Origin of the sequence: Mesorhizobium amorphae CCNWGS0123, from assembly GCF_001686985.1 — a bacterium.
GTDB lineage: Bacteria > Pseudomonadota > Alphaproteobacteria > Rhizobiales > Rhizobiaceae > Mesorhizobium > Mesorhizobium amorphae.
In genome coordinates this window covers 649,881-667,635 of record NZ_CP015322.1, presented here as the reverse complement: position 1 = coordinate 667,635, position 17,755 = coordinate 649,881, and the positions used below count along the sequence as shown (strand labels likewise).

The window sequence follows — 17,755 nt, the reverse complement described above, 5'->3', positions numbered from 1 at the left end:
GGGGATCGGCAGCTCGTAGTTCGCGGGTTCATTCGGCCCAGAGAGCCTGGTCGAACGTCATGACGGCAATGTTCGTGACGGCGGCGGCCAAATCGTTGGTGACGATAAACATGCTGCCGATCTGGTGCAAAGGGATGGCGCGGTGATCTGCACAAGCCGTGCGAATTTCGAGGCGTCTGAAAATGCTGCACGCGACTTCCTTGCCGAGCAGTTCGCCGGCCGTGGCTGAGTGTTTGCCACGCATGACCCGGCTAATGATCCGAAGGAAGAAGGGGTGGAGATCGCGTCGCTTACGATTAACCGTTTGTTCAGCATACCCGCTGATGCCGGCTCCGACCCAGATCAATATCGCCGCGCCTTGTGCGCAGCCTCGACCACGGCGAGCGCCGTCATATTGACCACGCCGCGCGACGTGACCGAGGGCGTCAGTATGTGCGCCGGCTTGTCCGTGCCGAGCAGGATCGGCCCGACATGCAGCGCATCCATCATGGCGCGCAGCGCCGTCAGCGTGATGTTGGCCGAATCGAGGTTCGGGAACACCAGCAGATTGGCTTCGCCCTTCAGGCGCGAATGCGGATAGACGCGCTGGCGCAGATGCTCCGACAAAGCGGAATCGGCATGCATTTCGCCGTCGCACTGCAGCTCCGGCGCAATGCGCGCCAGGATCGCCGCCGCCTGCCGCATCTTGAGCGCGCTTGGCGAATCGCGCGAGCCGAAATCCGAATGCGATAGAAGGGCCGCTTTCGGCTCGATGCCGAAGCGCTGGATTTCCTCGGCCGCCAGCACGGTCATCTCGGCGATCTCCTCGGCCGTCGGGTCGACGGAGACGTGCGTGTCGGTGAGGAAGATGATGCCGCGCTGCGAGATCAGCATGGACAGCGTCGACAGGTCATAGTCCTTGATGCCGGCGCGGGGCCCGATGATCAGCGTGACGTTGCGCAAATGCCGCTCGAAGCGGCCTTCAAGGCCGCAGACCATGGCGTCGGCGTCGCCACGCTTCAGTGCAAGGGCTGCGATCACCGTGTTGTCGGTGCGCACCATGGTGCGCGCGGCCTCCGTCGTGACGCCGCGCCGGCCGGCGAGTTCGATCAAAAGGTCGACATAGTGGCGGTAGCGCGGATCGTCCTCGGGGTTGATCAGGCCGAAATCGACGCCCGGCTTGATGCGCAGGCCGTAGCGTTTCAGCCTGACCTCGATGACGTGCGGACGGCCGATCAGGATGGGTTCGGCGATGCCTTCCTCGAGCACCACCTGGGCAGCGCGCAGCACGCGCTCATCCTCGCCATCGGCATAGATGACGCGCTTGGCGCTCGATGCCTTTGCGGATGAGAACACCGGCTTCATCACCAGACCGGAGCGGAAGACGAACCGGTTGAGCTTGTCGATATAGGCGGCGAAGTCGGTGATCGGCCGCGTCGCCACACCGGTTTCGCAGGCCGCCTTGGCGACAGCCGGCGCAATGCGCAGGATCAGCCTGGGATCGAAGGGCGAGGGGATCAGGAATTCGGGTCCGAAGATCGGCGTCTCGCCTGAATAGGCGCGCGCGGCGACGTCCGAAGGCTCTTCGCGGGCAAGGGCGGCGATGGCCCGCACGGCGGCCATCTTCATCTCCTCATTGATGGCGCTGGCGCCGCAGTCGAGCGCGCCACGGAAGATATAGGGGAAGCACAGGACATTGTTGACCTGATTGGGAAAATCGGAGCGGCCGGTGCAGATCATGGCATCGGGACGCGCCGCGCGCGCCTCTTCCGGCATGATCTCGGGATTGGGATTGGCCAGCGCCAGGATCAGCGGCTTTGGCGCCATGTGCTGCAGCAGTTCCGGCTTCAGCACGCCGGCGGCCGAAAGGCCAAGGAAGACATCGGCGCCCGGGATGACATCGGCCAGCGTGCGCGCCTCGGTATCCTTCACATAAGGGTCTTTCCAGCGGTCCATCTCTTCGGTGCGGCCCTTGTAGGCGACGCCGAAACGGTCGGTGACCCAGATGTTTTCGATGCGCACGCCGAGCGCGACCAGAAGGTTCAGGCAGGCAAGGGCGGCAGCACCGGCGCCGGAGGTGACGACCTTGATGTCCGAAATGGTCTTGCCGGCGAATTCCAGTCCGTTGAGCACGGCGGCGGCGACGATGATGGCGGTGCCGTGCTGGTCGTCGTGGAACACCGGTATGCTCATCCGGGCTTTCAGCCGTTCCTCGACTTCAAAACACTCCGGCGCCTTGATGTCCTCGAGATTGATGCCGCCGAAAGTCGGTTCGAGAGCAGCGACGGTCTCCACCATGCGCTCGATCTCGGGAGCGTCGATCTCGATGTCGAAGACGTCGATGCCGGCGAACTTCTTGAATAGCACCGCCTTGCCTTCCATGACGGGCTTGGAGGCCAGCGGGCCGATATTGCCGAGGCCGAGCACGGCCGAGCCGTTGGAAACGACACCGACGAGATTTGCGCGCGCCGTATAATCGGCCGCGGTCGCCGGATTGTCGCGGATCTCAAGACAGGGGGCGGCCACGCCGGGCGAATAGGCGAGCGCCAGGTCGCGTTGGTTGCCGAGCGGCTTGGTCGCCTGGATCTCGAGCTTTCCCGGCGTTGGGTGCTTGTGGAAGTAGAGGGCGGCTTCGTCGAGGTCCGAACGTGCCGTCTTTTTGGTCTCGTCATCCATCGCAGACCTCCTTGTGTTCAGTGCTTTCAAGGCTTTCAGCCTGCGGCACGATTCTTCGCGACGCCAATCGCGGTTTCCACGTTGCGCTGCTGAAGCGGAAAATCGTCCGGCCTCTCAGCCCTTTGCACACGGAATCTCCGACGCGTCGGGCACCCATCGCAGGCGCTGCGTCAAAACGCGCTGACGTAAGGGCCACCATCGAACGGAATGTTCTGGCCGGTAAGGTAGCCGGTTGACCGAGCACAGGAAGGCGCAGATCTGGCCGAGCTCCTCCGGCGCGCCCAACCGCTTTGCCGGCAAGTCGGCGCGGATGCGGACCTTGCGCGCGGCGCCGCCGCAGGATCTTCCGGTGTGCCGGCCTCGTGGGGGACCCACGCAGCCGGTCGGTGTCGAGCTTGCCGGGCACAGCAGGCTGTTGACGGTGACGTGCTGTCGACCGCCGTACGTGCCACGCTGGCAAGGAACGAGTTCAGGTCGGCGAGGGCGCCGGAGGACAGATCGAGTCCTGGGATCAGAACGTAGACCGACAGCGAGGTGGTGTTGACGATGCGGCCGAAGCCGCGCGCTGCCATGCCGTCGATGACGGCCTGCACCAGCTCGACCGGCGTCACCATGTTCTGGGTGACGCCTTCGAGAATCTTGGCGCGATCGAGTTCGCGGAAGTAGCGCTGCGGCGTGCCGCCAATCGTTGTTGACAACATCCCTCTGAAATCGTTGGCAAGACATTCTCACAATGAAATCGAAAGCGACAAGCGTCCACCGCCAGCTGAGCGCAAATCAGGTACCAGCAATCGCGGCTCAGCATATCGAGATTGTCTGCATCGACAGGGATTGCCTCAATGTTTTCCGCTGCAAGATAGTCGCCACACTGGACCAGCCGAGAGGGTAATTGGATGATGACCAAGACGCTGGGCGCTTGGACGAACAGCCGACCAGTACGCGCACCGCCTTCAACCAGGATGAGCGATCTTCTTGCCATTGGCTGTTAACCCCGACATTCGTGCCATGCGGCGGTCTGAGCGTATAAATCGGCATCAGCGCTTTTACCCGTGCCCGACTCAGAGTCTGTGAGGGAGGTACCATCGTCAGCGATTTGGGGTCGTAAAGAGTCTGCAAAGTTAACTTGAAGCATTTGTTGCAACGGTTTGATTGCCGGGTGGCATGCGTCTCGGCGAACTTCGAGATTTGCGATGGACAACGGACCCCAGTCTCGCAAGGAAGTAACCCGGGACTTGCGATTATCCACTGAGAACTGACCGATGTCTGAACGCTGGCCTGCTCGGGTTGGACATGACGTTTTTTTGAGCGTTAGCCAGCCATCGTTTTCGGTAGCGCTCTGAGAGTTCTGCAAATTCGTTGAGAGCAGTGGTGATGGCGGGCCACATGGGGAAGCGGCGGTTCGAGGGGGTAGCTTTTCACCTCAGTCTTCTTTCGGTTGACGGGATCCGCTGCATGACTCTGCCCTTAGCGATTGGGCACAGGTACGGGCATTAAACTTTACAGCAGCAGGGCCGCTCCGAGGCATCGCGGCCTTTCAACGGCGGCCGAAGGCCAGGACCTCGGCTGTGTAGGTCTCCACCACCAGGCTGAAGGGCTGGTTCGCCCCGGTATAGAGGATGGCGCGGTGCCGCAGCACTTCATGGGGAATGGCCAGTACCCCCTTTCCCGCCGCCGGCAGCGGCGCGTCCATCTCCCACCCCTTGGGCAGCGGCGACCACAGCAGTTCGGCGCTGATGGTCTGGCGGCGAAAGTGCAGCGGCTGGACCACCTTCCCGAAGGGCTGGTCCGTCGTGTCGAGAACCTGATTCATCTGAGGTGTGAGGCGCGACGGGACATACCAGTTATCGGCCTCGGAGAGCACGAGTTTGCCACAGGCGAGCTGCACACGCCGGTATTGAACGGGTTCGTCAGCGCTGATGCCCAATGCCTGGCGGGCATTATCCGGCAGGAGCTTGTTGTCGCCCTTCACGCGATGGGCGACGATCTTCGCCTCCGGTGCTAGACCATGGTCACCACACCACCGTTCCAGCGTAAGCGTGGCGCTGGGGTGGCTGAGCAGGTCGGCGTTGAGCGTTTCCAGCAGGGCCAGGGCCTGCGTGCGGGAGGCGGTATCGTCGGTGAAAGGGGTGCGGGCCTCGGAGGGTGACGAGACGGTCACCATCACGGCGAGGGAGGCTGCTGCGATGAAATTTCGATTACCCATGCTACAAAACCCTTTTGCGTTGCGTTACGAAGCGGCGTTTGCAGGAACGCAGCCTGCGCGCGCGTTGAAAACATGGCGGCCCCTGCCGCAACTACGAAACGCGCCTTGTGCGCGATCGCGCGTTGTTTGAAAGGAATGTTACCGCCCACCTCTCATATTCCGCGCAATCATGCCGTTGGCAACTGGACGCTTCAGGACGAATCTCCGGTAGACGAAATCAAGCTGCGACCTTCTCTGGGTCCGCTTCGACGGCACGGCATTTCCGGCTCTTTTGGTTTGCGGCCAAGCCCCATCGTCTTGGCCAAAACCGGGCGCGGCTGCATAGCTCGGCGCGACCATGGGGTAATCGGCCGGCAGACCCCATTTGGCGCGATACTCGTCCTGCGTCAGCCCATAGTGGTCGACAGATGGCGTTTCAAACAATTTGAATTTCTTCCGGTCCTCGAGGGAGATGATGTAGTCTGTGTTATCGACTTCCTGATCGGACAGCAGGCTTGAGTGCCTGCGACCCTTCTGTGGTGACCCGTTCAGTGTCGCATGCACCTGGCGGATCAGGGCAGGGGAGACCTCCACCGGGACCGGCTTGTTGGAGACGTAGCTGGCACGACATCGGCGGTGATCTCGATGAGGTTGTCGATGTTCCTGTCGGCTTCTTCTGTCTCTCCGGACGGCTGAAACGCAGTCGGCGAAGCGTCGCCTCATAGTGGCGGTTGTCGCTGAAAGCAGTAAATGTCTCGACCATCAGGCTGCGGGTCCGCTGTGCTGGTGGCCGAGACAACGTTCGACTGTCCGAAACCAGAGTCTCAAGTCTTGCCAAGTATGAGGAGCCGATGGCCGCGGTTTACCGTAACGGCAAGCCCGCATTAGGCTGCCTGCAGGCCCGAACTCAGTTCATTTTTTGTGTGGTGACTGTCGACAACTCCAGCCCGTTGGGATTCCTGTAACGATTGGCGAGGCTTTGGAAAAAGCTTCCCGTCTGGTCTGGTTGAACAACAAATTCTCCATAGTTGGGATCGAAGAGTGTGATCCTCCCATCCGACGCTGACGTCGCAATTGAGTGTCTTTGACCGTTGGTAAAGCGCAAGCTGAGCAAATGGTTCGCCCCGCTTTTGGAGATTTTCTTCAGCATCGGTGAGATGCTGTCAGGCCCACCGAACGTATACACGTTTTCTTTCTTGGATGGGTCCAAGCCCACTTCCCGCAACATGGTGGTTTTGGCCTCCAGATTGGCCTGAGAAGATTCTGCTCCCTCACTTCGCGACGAGCTCCTGACGTCCATATACCGCTCCTGCCACTGAGCCGCTGAGTGATGTCCTTGCGATCCCGGTACTAGGGCATTCATTCGCGATCTCGGGCTGTTGTGGAGATTGCTGAGCCACCCCGCAGCCAGCCCAACGCAGATCCCGCGTTGATTCGCATCAGCTAATTCAGCCGTCCTGTATTCCAACACGGAGGTGCTCGGCCTTGCTGGAACGGAGGTGCTCGGCCCTGCTGGAGGGTTGCCTGGATCCGAGGCATTTGACTTGCTGGCGCAGCATCCCATTTTGTCGGGCAACTCCCCAGATGGCAGGTTCCTCCGCAGCGCGAGGTCCGCAAGTGTTTCGGTAAAGCTGTCGCTGTCCATCGACTGACTCGGTTCGTCAGCCCAGCTAGCGCGTGTGGATGAGTCACTGATCCGATTATACATGGCGATTCGCGTTTCCTTTTGGCTTAGGTTTCTTCGTAGCGAGTGCGGACTGAATAGGCCCTGATCCGAATGATGCTCGGTCAAGCTGACGGCGAGCTTACGGACGGTGTTACCAGCTTAGAAAGCAATGGTTGCGCGCCTGAAGACCTATCAGAATCAGGTTCGTTTTCGGTCGATGCGACTGGGGTCGAGTAACTCAGCCATACGGCTGTCGCCCTCTCGGGGCAGGCGGATTTCCAGCACCCCGGCTCTTCCCGTAGGGTGAAGCCGCGTTTCCGAAGGGACGCCCTTCAAAGTCACGGCCCAGCGGTTCTCAGATTATGCAAATGCTTGAGATCGGCGATCAGATCGTGAAAAAGCCGTCAAACACGCACCTTTGTCAGAAAGTTCCGGACGAGTGACCTGCAGGAGCCAAGGGCACGCTCAAGAGGGACAATCCAAACACGGGCTTTGGCTTGATTGGACCTCGATAACGGTGAGAAGGATGTCTCGTCCATGCCATCGATCCGCTCAGGAATCAGAGTGCTTGTGGAAGGACAGAGGTGTTCCTCGAAGCCGGGCAGGGAAAGAAGGTCTGGAAGTCCGGAGCACTCGCCTCTCCCAGAGCCAACGCACAGCCGATCCTCGGAACCTGTCCACTTAGACATAGAAAAGCCCGCTGCCGGGAGGAGGTGGCAGCGGGCTCGATTGAGATGCAGCGCGGGAAGAGGCGCGCCGCATTCAGCGTCGGCATCACATTCGAGGGGGGTAGATGACCGACATCAGGACCTTACCCATAGCCGCAGATATTGCGATGCACAAATTATATATCGCAATTGCGAGAATGTTACTTGGATTCGCGTCGCATATGCATCCGCAGGAGGGCTTCCTGTCGCACGAAAGCCGACGGCAGGAAAGAGTGCTTCATTTCGTCGCTCTACCTGGCAGTGCCTCCTGCAGGATCAGGTGTGTCGACCGCCAAATTGTCGGAGACGGTTATCTCGACCATTGGCTCAGTCGCTCCCCGCCCTCACCGTTTAGCGGGTAGCAATTTCAGGAGATCGGGCTGTGGCTTGGTGAGATAAATCCACCTGCCCATCCTCCGGCTTCAAATCGCGATCTGGCGATCATGGTAAGGAACGACGTCAGTGAAGCCTTAGGAAAGTCGGCATGAAAACTCATGCCCTTCGCTGACAGTTTGGCTGCGGCGTCGCTGTCCATGTCATAAAGTTAAGGGCCCCCAATGGCGAGCATGCAGAACTCTCGGGTTACTCATCCGCCGCATGTCCTCCAGCTCTACCGATGGGGGGACCTGAGATGCCAATTGCCTCGGTATCGCTTGAGTATCCTGTCAATCGCAGCGAAGGATATTTGCTTCGCGCGCGGCCGCGACGAAGGCCCTTCGAGCGGCGGGTGGATGAGCCTCACCTCTCAGTACCTTCAGACAGGCGTCCATTGCGGCCCTGCGCCTCTCCGTCTGACGACCAAAATCCCGGAGCAGGATGGAGGCAGCATCATTGACATCGCACACGGCACGTTCTGTGCTATGGCGGCTAATCTGGATCACAACTGGCCTCTCAAATCTGACCAAGCCCGTCATCTCGCCTCCCCCTCAACTCCTACCGACCCAGAGCCTGCGATTACAACCGATGAAAATTGTGTCGATCCCGCTTGCGGGTCGCACCGGTCGGCCGCTCAATCGAAAGCTTGGTACAAGGTGGGATTCCACCCATGTTCAATTCTTGCACGAATCGTACCATGAGTGCATTTTATCGGGGCAGCGCAAGATGTTTCTTTACCGTTGGCCTTCTGGCCGATGCGATTACTTCATCTGGAAGAAATGGCGAATGCAGCCTGATTCCGAATCGCCTATGAATTCTCGATCCAAGGAGAGCCTGCCATCTTTGGGATGTGATCAGTGCAGGGCCTGAGGCAAACGATGCGATCTCTCGCCTGGCAGTGTCATGCCAACGCTGGCCGGGCCTCTCGACCGGCCGTTCGATGATGATGACGGTTCTCGCTGGTATGGTTTCCTGAACGGCGCAGACAACCTGTTAATCAGCAGAAGTGGAAAATCGAGCTAGATGCTTAGAGAATCGCGCTCACATAGTCGTTGCCAGGACCATGTAAATCGTGCCCAACTGTGGCGCTCGGCACCACCCTCGGTCAGCGGATCGTCGGATGTGCGTCGGTCATGTCTATTGTACCTTACCGGGCCGTTGACGGCATAGCTGCTCGATTAGCGTGTTTGGGCTATTCTGGGCCGGTTCTCGCGACGGCGAGAGCGCCCCAGCCACTCCATCAGCCCGAGCGCGTCATCAAATTCGCGCGAGCCGCTCCTGGAGTGCCTGGCGATCGGCGACCAGATTGTCGAGGTGCAGGGACTCGCGCCGCAGCCGCGGTTCTTGCGCCAACCGTCGAGCCAGCTCCCGCGTGGCCTCCAGCATGAAGACGCCGCAATCATAACCGTTGTGCTGTTTGGCCATGCGCACTGGCCGCAGGCTGGCGCCCAGCCTTGCTGCGAACTCCGTTGCAATGGGGCGGTGGTACGCTCCCAGCGAGTCGTAGTGATAGCCGACCGGGTTTTCCCGGTCGCGGCGATCAACGAGCAGCAGCGACCAGTGGCTGCCACTATCAGGAACGCCAGCACGGCCATCGTTCACTGGTAGGAACAGGAAGTCGGCCGTATCCTCCTCATTCTGATTATGGACTATGCGCTGGAATTCGCCGAGTGCATCGCGCTCGGGGATCAAGCGCAGTTGATATGATATGAGGGGATCCACGAGGCGCGTCCGGGCAGCCAGATCCGGAGAACGTCCCTGCAACTCCTGGCCCAGGAGCCCGTAATCCGCAGTGATATGGGCGTCGGTCAGCCAATGGGTGGGGCCGAGCGCCAGCCGATCCTGCGATGCGCTGCCCGAGCCAGAGGCCGGTTCATCCGTCTGGGCAACTCGAGCGTGAGGGGTGAGACGCCCGTCCGACGCCCACCCCGCCGTGCTGGGCTCACCGGTGACAGTTTGCGCTCCTGGCACATGTATCCGATCGGCTTCCTGTCTGGCAGGGCCGCGGTCCGCGCCCGCCTCGGGGCACAGGTGGGCGTGCAGGGCGCTCACGCATGGATCGACGTTCTTTCTATCTTGCTGGTGGGGTGGGACGACGGTGATATCGGCTTGTGCATAAAACGGCCTGCGCTCGCTCAACAGTCTGGCGATCTTCTGCTCCGGGTTGGGGCCTTGCAGCAGCGGGCGGCTGGTATCGTTCCTGGTGCGTTTTTCGATCACGTCGAGCCTGGTGTCGAGCCAGATCGAGACCGCCTTCTCGCCGATGAGGTGACGGCTCTGCTCACGCATGAACGCGCCGCCACCGGTCGCGATCACGGCAGGGCCTTTCTGGAGCAGATCTGCGATCACACGTGCCTCCATGTCCCTGAAGAACGCCTCGCCATGGACTTCGAAGATCTGCGATATCGATATGCGGGTGTCCTTCTGGATTATCTTGTCGGTATCGACGAAGGGCAGCCGCAGCCGCCTGGCGAGAGCCGGGCCGATGCTGGATTTTCCGGCACTCGGCATGCCAACCAGCACGACCGGCCGTCCATTGAGGGCGGCAAAGATCTCCTTTGCGACCGGTGACCTGGCGGTCTGGGGTGGTCCTGGCTGTTCGGCCGCGCGCACCCCAAAGCTGGCGAGGCTGGTTCTACCCGTTGCCCCCTCTTCGGCTCCCCAGTGGGGGACGTCCATGGCGCCATCGGGGATCGCAACCTGGCTGCAGACCGCGCGCGCGCGCTGCGCCAGTTCCACGGCCTTGGCTTGCTCCAAAGCATCCGCGCCGGCTTGCTGGTTTAGCCTGATAAGCCCCTTGTAGGTATCGTGATTGTCAACCTTGGCCCGGTAACTGCCTGGCGTGTGGAACTCCAGCTGGAAGCGGTAACCGTCCGGCGTGGTGAGCACGCTCTGGATGCCGACAAAAGTCCGCTTTGCCATCTTGAACCAGTTGGTCGTGCTGACCTCGGAGTAGCCCTGCTCATCGAAGGCCAGCATGGCTGCCTTGAAGGCGCGCGTAAAATCCTTGTCAGGGACTTCGAAGACATGGCGTAGGGCGTTGCTGACCAGCTGTACATGGCTGCCGGTCGGGGCGCTCATGCCGGTGAGTTGATCTGTCATGGAGGTTGTCGATCTCAAGCGGCGCTCCAGGTGAGGCATGTTCACCTGGATGTCCGCTGTCCTGAGGCTTGTGGCAACGCTGAGGGCCGCTGCGGTGATTGTCTCTTCTGCCTCTTTGGCGCGGGACGCTTCCATCCTGGCGCGCTCCGAGGCCTCCTCGCGGGTCAGCGTGATCGTCATGGCGCAATCCTCGGCCGCAGGCTGCCGGGCAGAGAGGTTGCGCAAAATGCCCTGCTCCGTTGCCAGCTTGATCGAGGTCTCCATGATTGAAGCCGTCAGCGTGGGATTGTCCTTCAGGTCCTCCAGGGTCGCATCGACATCGAGCCTGCCCTGGTTGAGGGTCGCAGCCAGACCCTTGACGTAGGGCACCGACTTCAAGCCCGGCGTCTGATGCAGCAGCCGCTGCAGCTCCTCGCTCTTCTTCATGAACAGGCGGGCGCCGGTGTCGGATTTGTAGGCGTCGGTGCCGACCTTGATGCCCAGGCTCAGGAGGTTGTTTGCGCTTTCGACGAGGTCGTCGGGATTGTAGCCATCCGGGCGCGGATCGATGCGCGCACGATAGTGATCGAGCAAAAGCTGGACGCGCTCTCGTGGCTGGGGAGTTGCCGCATAGGTCTCAGCCAGTTCCGCGAACAGCGCGCACAGCGCGGCACTGAGCTCAGGGTTTGCGTCGTTTGCGTCGTTCACGCTTTCGACCGTCTCGGGCGGGACTTGCTCATGCGTGCTCGCGGCCCAGGCCTCGAGGTCGGCGGCGAGCAACGCGGCCATTTCGCGGGCGACCGGATGTCTGGCGACCTCGATCTCATGTCTCGCCCTGGCGAGCGTGTCCTGGATGTCCTGGCCACGCACCTGGTCCTGGTTCAACAGGTTACCGATGTCTCGCCTGAGCTCGTGGTGAACGCCCTCGTAGATGCCAAAGATGGCCCGCTCGGCAAACCATTGTCGTGCCTCATGGGGCTGAGCCAGAAAGTTTCGCTGCAGGCTGGTATAGGTTTCCAGGACGTTCTGCGTGGCGGCGAGGATCTGGCTGGCGCGGCTGAACTGGTAACGCTCGCCGTCGATGGCAGGAGTGTGCGACTTCGGCGGCTTGAGCGAGCGCAGGCCGCGCGCCTGCTCCTTTTGATCGAACTCGCGCACATGCTCATAAAGCCGCGGCCGGTCGCCGAGTATGATGACGGTGTCGCCGTCGAAGTCGCCGTCGAGCTTTTTCTGTTCACCGGTCGGCACGGCAACCAGCGACCCCGGAGCAAACACCTCCGTCGCCTGCAGGATGCCGACGCAGTCGAGCGACGTGTCCACCGTGACCCGGTCCTTGCCCTTGGTCCAGCTCGAATGGCACTTGACGTCCTCGGCCGACATCACCAGCCCACGCTCGGCATAGTCGGCCGGCCACATCTCGTCGGGGACGACGATCAGAATGCCTTTGGCAAAGAAGGTCGGGTCGGCGGCGGCCAATTTCTCCCCCGACTTCTGGGCGACATTAAAGCTGTATTGGATGGCCACGCACTGATCCAGGAACCCTGCCGTCGGGTCCCCGTCAACCGCCGACCTGACCTGCCCGGCGGCAAACGGGCGCAGGTTCGGCTTGTCATAGGGCGAGCGGCCGATCAGCACGCCATCCCTGCCCGTCAACGTCTCGCTCTTGAGCGTCGGCACATGGACGTGGCCATCACCGGACGGCACGGCGACCGCGCCCGGACCGTCGATGTGTCCGGCCGTCACCGTGCGAAACAGCTCTTCGGACGTCAACCCGCGCCCTTGCCCCTGTCGGCTCTCGAGCCAGGCCCTGGCCTTCTCGCGCGCCTCATCCGCCACCAGTTCGCTGCGCGGATAATGTTGCGCCGCCAAGGCGGGCAGGGACGATCTCCTTCCCTCGCCAAAGGCAGCCACCCGATCGGGATCGCCCGTTTGACCGGCCCGGCGAACCGTTGGCATACGCGCGGCCAGCGAGGCCTTGATGAAGCCGCAGCCGTCATGCGGCCGCAAGGCGATCGGGCCTGCCTTTCCAGTCAGCTTGAAGGGATGCTGCTCATTGGCAGGGCGGTCCGGCAGCAGCGACAGTTTGAAGGCGCCTTCCAGCGCGTAGTCGTGGGGCCCCAGACCTTGAAGGGCAGGAGGCGCGGCAAAGCCCCGGCGCTGCGTGTAATAATAGGCCTCCTTGAAAGGGGCCCAGGCGCGCGATAGCTGCTCGAACGCCGTGCCCGGAGCGGTTTCGGCATAGGGAATGGCCAGCAGCTTTCCCCCGGAGGCCCTTGCTGGCGCCGCGTCCGGGCTGCGGGCTGCGATCTGCGACACCGTCGGTTGCGGCGCTTTCAACTTGCTGCCGCCAAACAGGTCCATGCGGTATGGCACACCCTCGACCGTAACCGTCCGCGCCAGCATGAAGGCGCTCGGCTTGCCCGGCAGTTGCACCGCGACCGCCTTGATGGCTCCCGAGGTCAGGCGATGGAAAGCCGAATAGCGTGTCTCGGGCTCGGTGGCCACGCGCTGCCCCCGTATGTCCACCACCGGCAACTGCATCAGTCCCGCGTCGCCCTGTGGAGGCCTGGGCTCGTGGTCCATGGCTTGCAACACCTGGTGGACATCGAAGACGGACGCTGGATGCTGGGCCTGGACGGTTGCCGCATTGTGCGCCATGAACGTGTCCAGCGCATCGACCGGGCTATCGGCCTCGATCTCCGCGATCACGTTCCAGCTCATGTTGGAAAGGTCGCCTTCGATGAGGTCGCGCGTGCTGGCCAGGATCTGCCTGGTCTCACGCTGCAGCTGTTGCTGGGTCATCCGCAAGTCGGGCTTCCTGCCCTCGACATACGGTCGCCGGTACAATGACTCCAGGACCGCGCGGGCCTTGAGCACCTGATAGATCGACAAGGCGGGACAACGGCTGGAGCACGGTCCGCGTGTCTGCTCGGCACTGCTTGCCTGCAGATGCGCCTCGATCTTGTGCTTCACGACCGGCTGGATGTCCTTCAGCAGGTTGAGCGCCTGCCTGCGGTGCCAGCGCAGCTGCTTGTGCGGGCTGCGCGCCAGCGGCAGCAGAGCGGCGCAGAGATTACCCATGCTTTCGAGGTTGTTCTCAGTGGCAAAACCAGGGGCGCGGTGCAGTTCCTGAAGCCGATCCAACCCTGCCCGTGCCAGCGAACCGAGATCGTCAAAAAGCCGGGCCTTGGCCAGCGCCCTGAAGATGTTCGTGATGCCCAGAGCGTCGGCCCGCTCCAGCCGATCAGTGGCATAGTGGAGGTGATGGGCCAGCTGATGCAGCCTATCCCTCAGCAGGGCGGTCTCTGTAATCTCTCCGCTGCCCTCTCCCCTCTTGCATTCCCGCGCCAGATCATTGGCGATCGTGCTGAGCGCAGGTGTGGTGAATGCTGCGAAGCGCAGGCCTCCAGAGCCCAGTCTGTGCGCAATGTTCATTATCGCCTGGTGGCACGCCGCTTCTTCCGGCCACCTGCTGAACCCGTTTGACAGGTTCGCCATGTCCTGGGGAGTAAATTCAGAGAGTTGGTCGGCGCGGCGAAGCATCTCACCGGCGATCGCGACCGTGGCATCGCGACAGTGGGTCCCGTCGAGCCATTTGCTGAAGCCGTTCACCAGGTTCGCCAGCCCCTGCGAAGTAAAATCAGACAGCCCGTCGGCGCGATCGGCGCGGCTAAGCACCTCACCGGCGATTGCGACCGTGGCATCGCGACAGTCGGTCCCGTCAGACCATTTGCTGAAACCGTTCGCCAGGTTCGCCAGCTCCTGCTGAGTAAAACCAGACAGCCCATCGGCGCGGTCGGCACGGCCAAGGAGCCCCACGCCGAGCGCGACCGCGGCTTGGCGGCACTGCGCCCGTTCCGGCCATTTGCTGAGGCCGTTTACCAGGTTCGCCAGTCCCTGCGGCGTAAAATCAGATTGCCCACCGGCGCGGCAACGGACCTCATTGGCGATTGCGACCGTGGCGTCGCGACAGTTGGATGCTTCCGGCCACTTGCTGAACGCATTCACCAGATTCGACAGGTGCTGCTGAGTAAAGCCAGAGAGCCGGCCGGCGCGGCCACGGATCTCACCGGCGATCGCGACTATAGCCTGGCGACACTCGGACGCTTCCGGCCATTTGCCGAAGCCGTTCACCAGGTTCGCCAGTCCCTGCGGAGCAAATTCAGACAGCTTGTGGACGCGGCGAAACACATGGCCTGCGATCGCGACCGTGGCCTGGCGACACTCTGCCGCTTCTGGCCACTTGCTGAAACCGTTCACCAGGTTCGCCAGTTCCTGCTGAGTAAAATCTAAAAGCCGGCGATGACGTATCTCACCGACGATCGCGACCGTGGCGTGGCGACACTCCGCCACTTCCGGCCACTTGCTGAAGCCGTTTACCAGGTTCGCCATTTCCTGCGGATTAAAACCAGGGAGCCGGGCGGTGTGACGGTCGGCGCGGCGACTGACATCGCCAGCGATCGCTACTATAGCATCGCGGGAGGCCGCCTCTTGCGGCCATTTGCTGAAGCCGTTCACGAGGTTCGCCATTTCCTGCGGATTAAAACCAGGGAGCCGGGCGGTCTGACGGTCGGCGCGGCGGACAACCTCACCGGCGATCGCAACTATGGCATCGCAAAAGTTCGCCTCTTGCGGCCACTTGCTGAATGCATTCGCGAAGCTCGACAGATCCCGCGGAACAAAGCCGGAGCGCCCGACGTCTCGATCGGCGCGGCGACGAACCTCACCGGCGACCGCAACTGCGGCCTGGCGACAATCGGCCTCTTGCGGCCACTTGCTGAAACCGTTTGCCAGCAAGGATAGATCTTGACCGCTCAGATGCTCAAGTGCTCCGCTTCGATCGTGACAACTTTGGGCGATTCTGATCGTTCCATTGCGACATCTCGTCGACAATGGGTCCCGACCGAATGATGATGCAAAGAGCGAAAGCGCTCTGGGTTCGATCTTCTTCATTAGCGCGAGATCAAACTGCGAAATCTGAGCTGCAACGACCCTGCAAGCTTCCATACCGTCCCGACCGCCAGCCTCCCGGCTCACCGCGTTGCATGTCGTGGCATACCCCCATGATTGTCGCGCGCCGATGTCTTCCTTCATGCGCTTGACAAATTTTCTTTCAAAATTGGAGGCGGCCTCTTGCAGGAACGTTGCTTGATCCGGCATTCGCAGGCGCTTGGAGTACTTCACCACCTCCTTTGAGAATCCACCGATGGCGCGCGCGTTGCCAATCCCTCTTAGTGCAGCATGAAACTCGTCCGAACAGCGTGGATGACGCCGCTCAAAGCCGATGTGGACGCTCTGCGCGGCTTCGTCGTCTCTACGCCGCTTTCTTCCAGTACCCAGGTCGCTCGCGAATTGCCTGGCCGGCGGGAGCGCCCCTGATTGCCAGCTTTCGGCCTGATCGCCGCGCCAAGATTCGCCATCTGAACGCGACGAGCGTTCTTCCCGACTGGGCGCGCCACGAAATTGTCGCTGGGGCGGGAGCGCTCCTGGCTGCCAGCTTCCGGCGGCCCGATCGCGACGCCAAGATTCGCCACCTGAACGCAACGAGCTCTCTTCCCGACCGGGCGCGCCAGCCCAGGGATCAGCAGAGGTATCGTGCAGGACATTACGGGCGCGCATCCCAGTGCGAACAGAACCACCCCCAGGATCTTCATGCTCGGGGCGCATCCGCTCTATCGCAGAACTGAACAGCTGTCCGCCTTGTCCAGAGGCTGGACCGCGCGACCCATCTATGTCCTCGGCGTCGTCGGCTCTGAAGTCCGAATGGTACGAACTGCCACGTCGACCGATGCCTGTCATGGTCCGCCCCGCTGCAAACGAGAATGCAATCGCGCACAGTCATTCGCTTCTGGAAATTGTCAGGCTTCAACATAGTCGTGGTATCTGACGGAAGCCTGACTTGCGGTCAGCCCGAACCTCGATTTCGGCGAAATACATGGTCACCAAATTGGCCGTGGCAGTATGGGCTCAGATTGGAGCGCGCGAACATGGAAGTCAGAGTAGGATACCGTATTGGACGTTACCGGCGAGACGCGCCGGATAGCCGGCGCTGAGCGGTGCGGTAAGGGCGCGTTTTGCGTGAAGGAAAGTTTGTTAGCCGGCGGCCCCAAATGGAATCGAAGCGCGCAGAACATGCCGGCAACGACGAAGCGTATTTCCTTTGGACTGCCCATCTTTCGGGCCTCGCCACGACTGCCCTGTGGCGACAAGCGCATTTCGGTCTGGCGGCGTGTAGTCTAAGGATCTGGACGCGCTGTCTCCGTTAATTGGAAGGGACCTGAATGTGGGGCGGCCCCAGAGTCTCGAAGTGAAACGGGGTGCGCACGCCGGCCGAAAACCGCTCGGCGGCCTGGAGCGCGATCGTCAACCTTTCGCGCGGTGGAGAATTTGGAGAGGCTAAGAGCGCGCCCAACGCTATTTGCTCGCCGCACCCACAGGCATCGAAATCATCTGCCGACTCGCCAACCTGATAGTCGCCCGCGATTTTGAAGAGTCGTCCGGCATAGCCGACGAGGAAGGTGCCACCGCGCTCGGCTTCGTGATGCCGCTCGGCGTAGCCGCCATCTTTCAGGCATTGGCGCAGCGCATTGACGAACTCCGTCACCATAAAGGTATAGACATCAATGTCCGGGTGTCTCTTTGGCGGCTTGAAAGAATGCGCCAACAGCTGACCCATCCTAAACGAGCTCGTAAAGCCAAAGACGAAGTCCTTGTTTCGGAAGACCTTGCGATCGGCTCTCACCGTGAGCGAGTAGCCGACCACCCCGGCACTATCGCCCCCGATGTGAACTGATCCATCGTTGATCAAACCGACAATGCACGTCATTTCCTAGCTCCACTTCCGGGCTGCATCCAGCCGTAACGATTGATTGTAGCGCCGAGCAGCCGGTCTGGCCGTTCGTTCTTCACCAACCATGCGCAACGGGAAGCAAGAACCATGCCGACGAACGTCGATGCTGATGCGAAGCTTCCTTGAAAGCGCAACCAACCGCTTCGCGCACTGCAAGCGGAATGGCTCGATGTCGACGTTCGAACATCCGACGGATGTCAGCTTCAGGACGTTCACCTTGCGCCCTGTCGCAAAAACAT

Annotated in this window: 7 protein-coding genes and 2 pseudogenes; all 9 read right to left on the bottom strand. The window is 61.4% G+C overall.

Features of this window, described 5'->3' with window-relative positions; genetic code table 11:
- Positions 1–28: 28 nt before the first annotated feature.
- The 9 genes and pseudogenes from A6B35_RS32945 to A6B35_RS32900 all read right to left on the bottom strand — a co-directional run bounded on the left by A6B35_RS32945 (position 29) and on the right by A6B35_RS32900 (position 17,492).
- A complete protein-coding gene (locus A6B35_RS32945; RefSeq protein ID WP_139032185.1) occupies positions 29–346 on the bottom strand; it encodes a hypothetical protein in 318 nt (105 codons plus the stop codon).
- Positions 343–2,655 carry an NADP-dependent malic enzyme gene (locus A6B35_RS32940; protein ID WP_006200709.1) on the bottom strand — a complete coding sequence of 771 codons (2,313 nt, stop codon included), beginning with the start codon at positions 2,653–2,655 and terminating at the stop codon, positions 343–345. The genes A6B35_RS32945 and A6B35_RS32940 overlap by 4 nt, the downstream gene beginning before the upstream one ends.
- Before the next feature lie 170 nt (positions 2,656–2,825).
- Positions 2,826–3,338 (bottom strand): annotated as a pseudogene (locus tag A6B35_RS32935) (SDR family oxidoreductase); the annotation flags it as partial.
- Positions 3,339–4,189: 851 nt separating this feature from the next.
- Entirely contained in the window at positions 4,190–4,858 is a 669-nt protein-coding gene (locus A6B35_RS32930; RefSeq protein ID WP_006200712.1) for a hypothetical protein, read from the bottom strand.
- A 191-nt stretch (positions 4,859–5,049) separates the two neighbouring features.
- A pseudogene (locus A6B35_RS32925) lies at positions 5,050–5,496 on the bottom strand (Ros/MucR family transcriptional regulator).
- 248 nt (positions 5,497–5,744) lie between these two features.
- Complete coding sequence (locus A6B35_RS32920) at positions 5,745–6,401, bottom strand: YopT-type cysteine protease domain-containing protein (RefSeq protein ID WP_244425880.1); 657 nt, start codon at positions 6,399–6,401, stop codon at positions 5,745–5,747.
- Between the two features lie 1,474 nt (positions 6,402–7,875).
- Complete coding sequence (locus A6B35_RS35150) at positions 7,876–8,124, bottom strand: DUF982 domain-containing protein (protein WP_081482080.1); 249 nt, start codon at positions 8,122–8,124, stop codon at positions 7,876–7,878.
- Positions 8,125–8,842: 718 nt separating this feature from the next.
- Entirely contained in the window at positions 8,843–15,850 is a 7,008-nt protein-coding gene (locus A6B35_RS32915; RefSeq protein ID WP_244897171.1) for a shikimate kinase, read from the bottom strand.
- Between the two features lie 1,078 nt (positions 15,851–16,928).
- Entirely contained in the window at positions 16,929–17,492 is a 564-nt protein-coding gene (locus tag A6B35_RS32900; RefSeq protein WP_006204368.1) for a hypothetical protein, read from the bottom strand.
- Positions 17,493–17,755 lie beyond the last annotated feature (263 nt).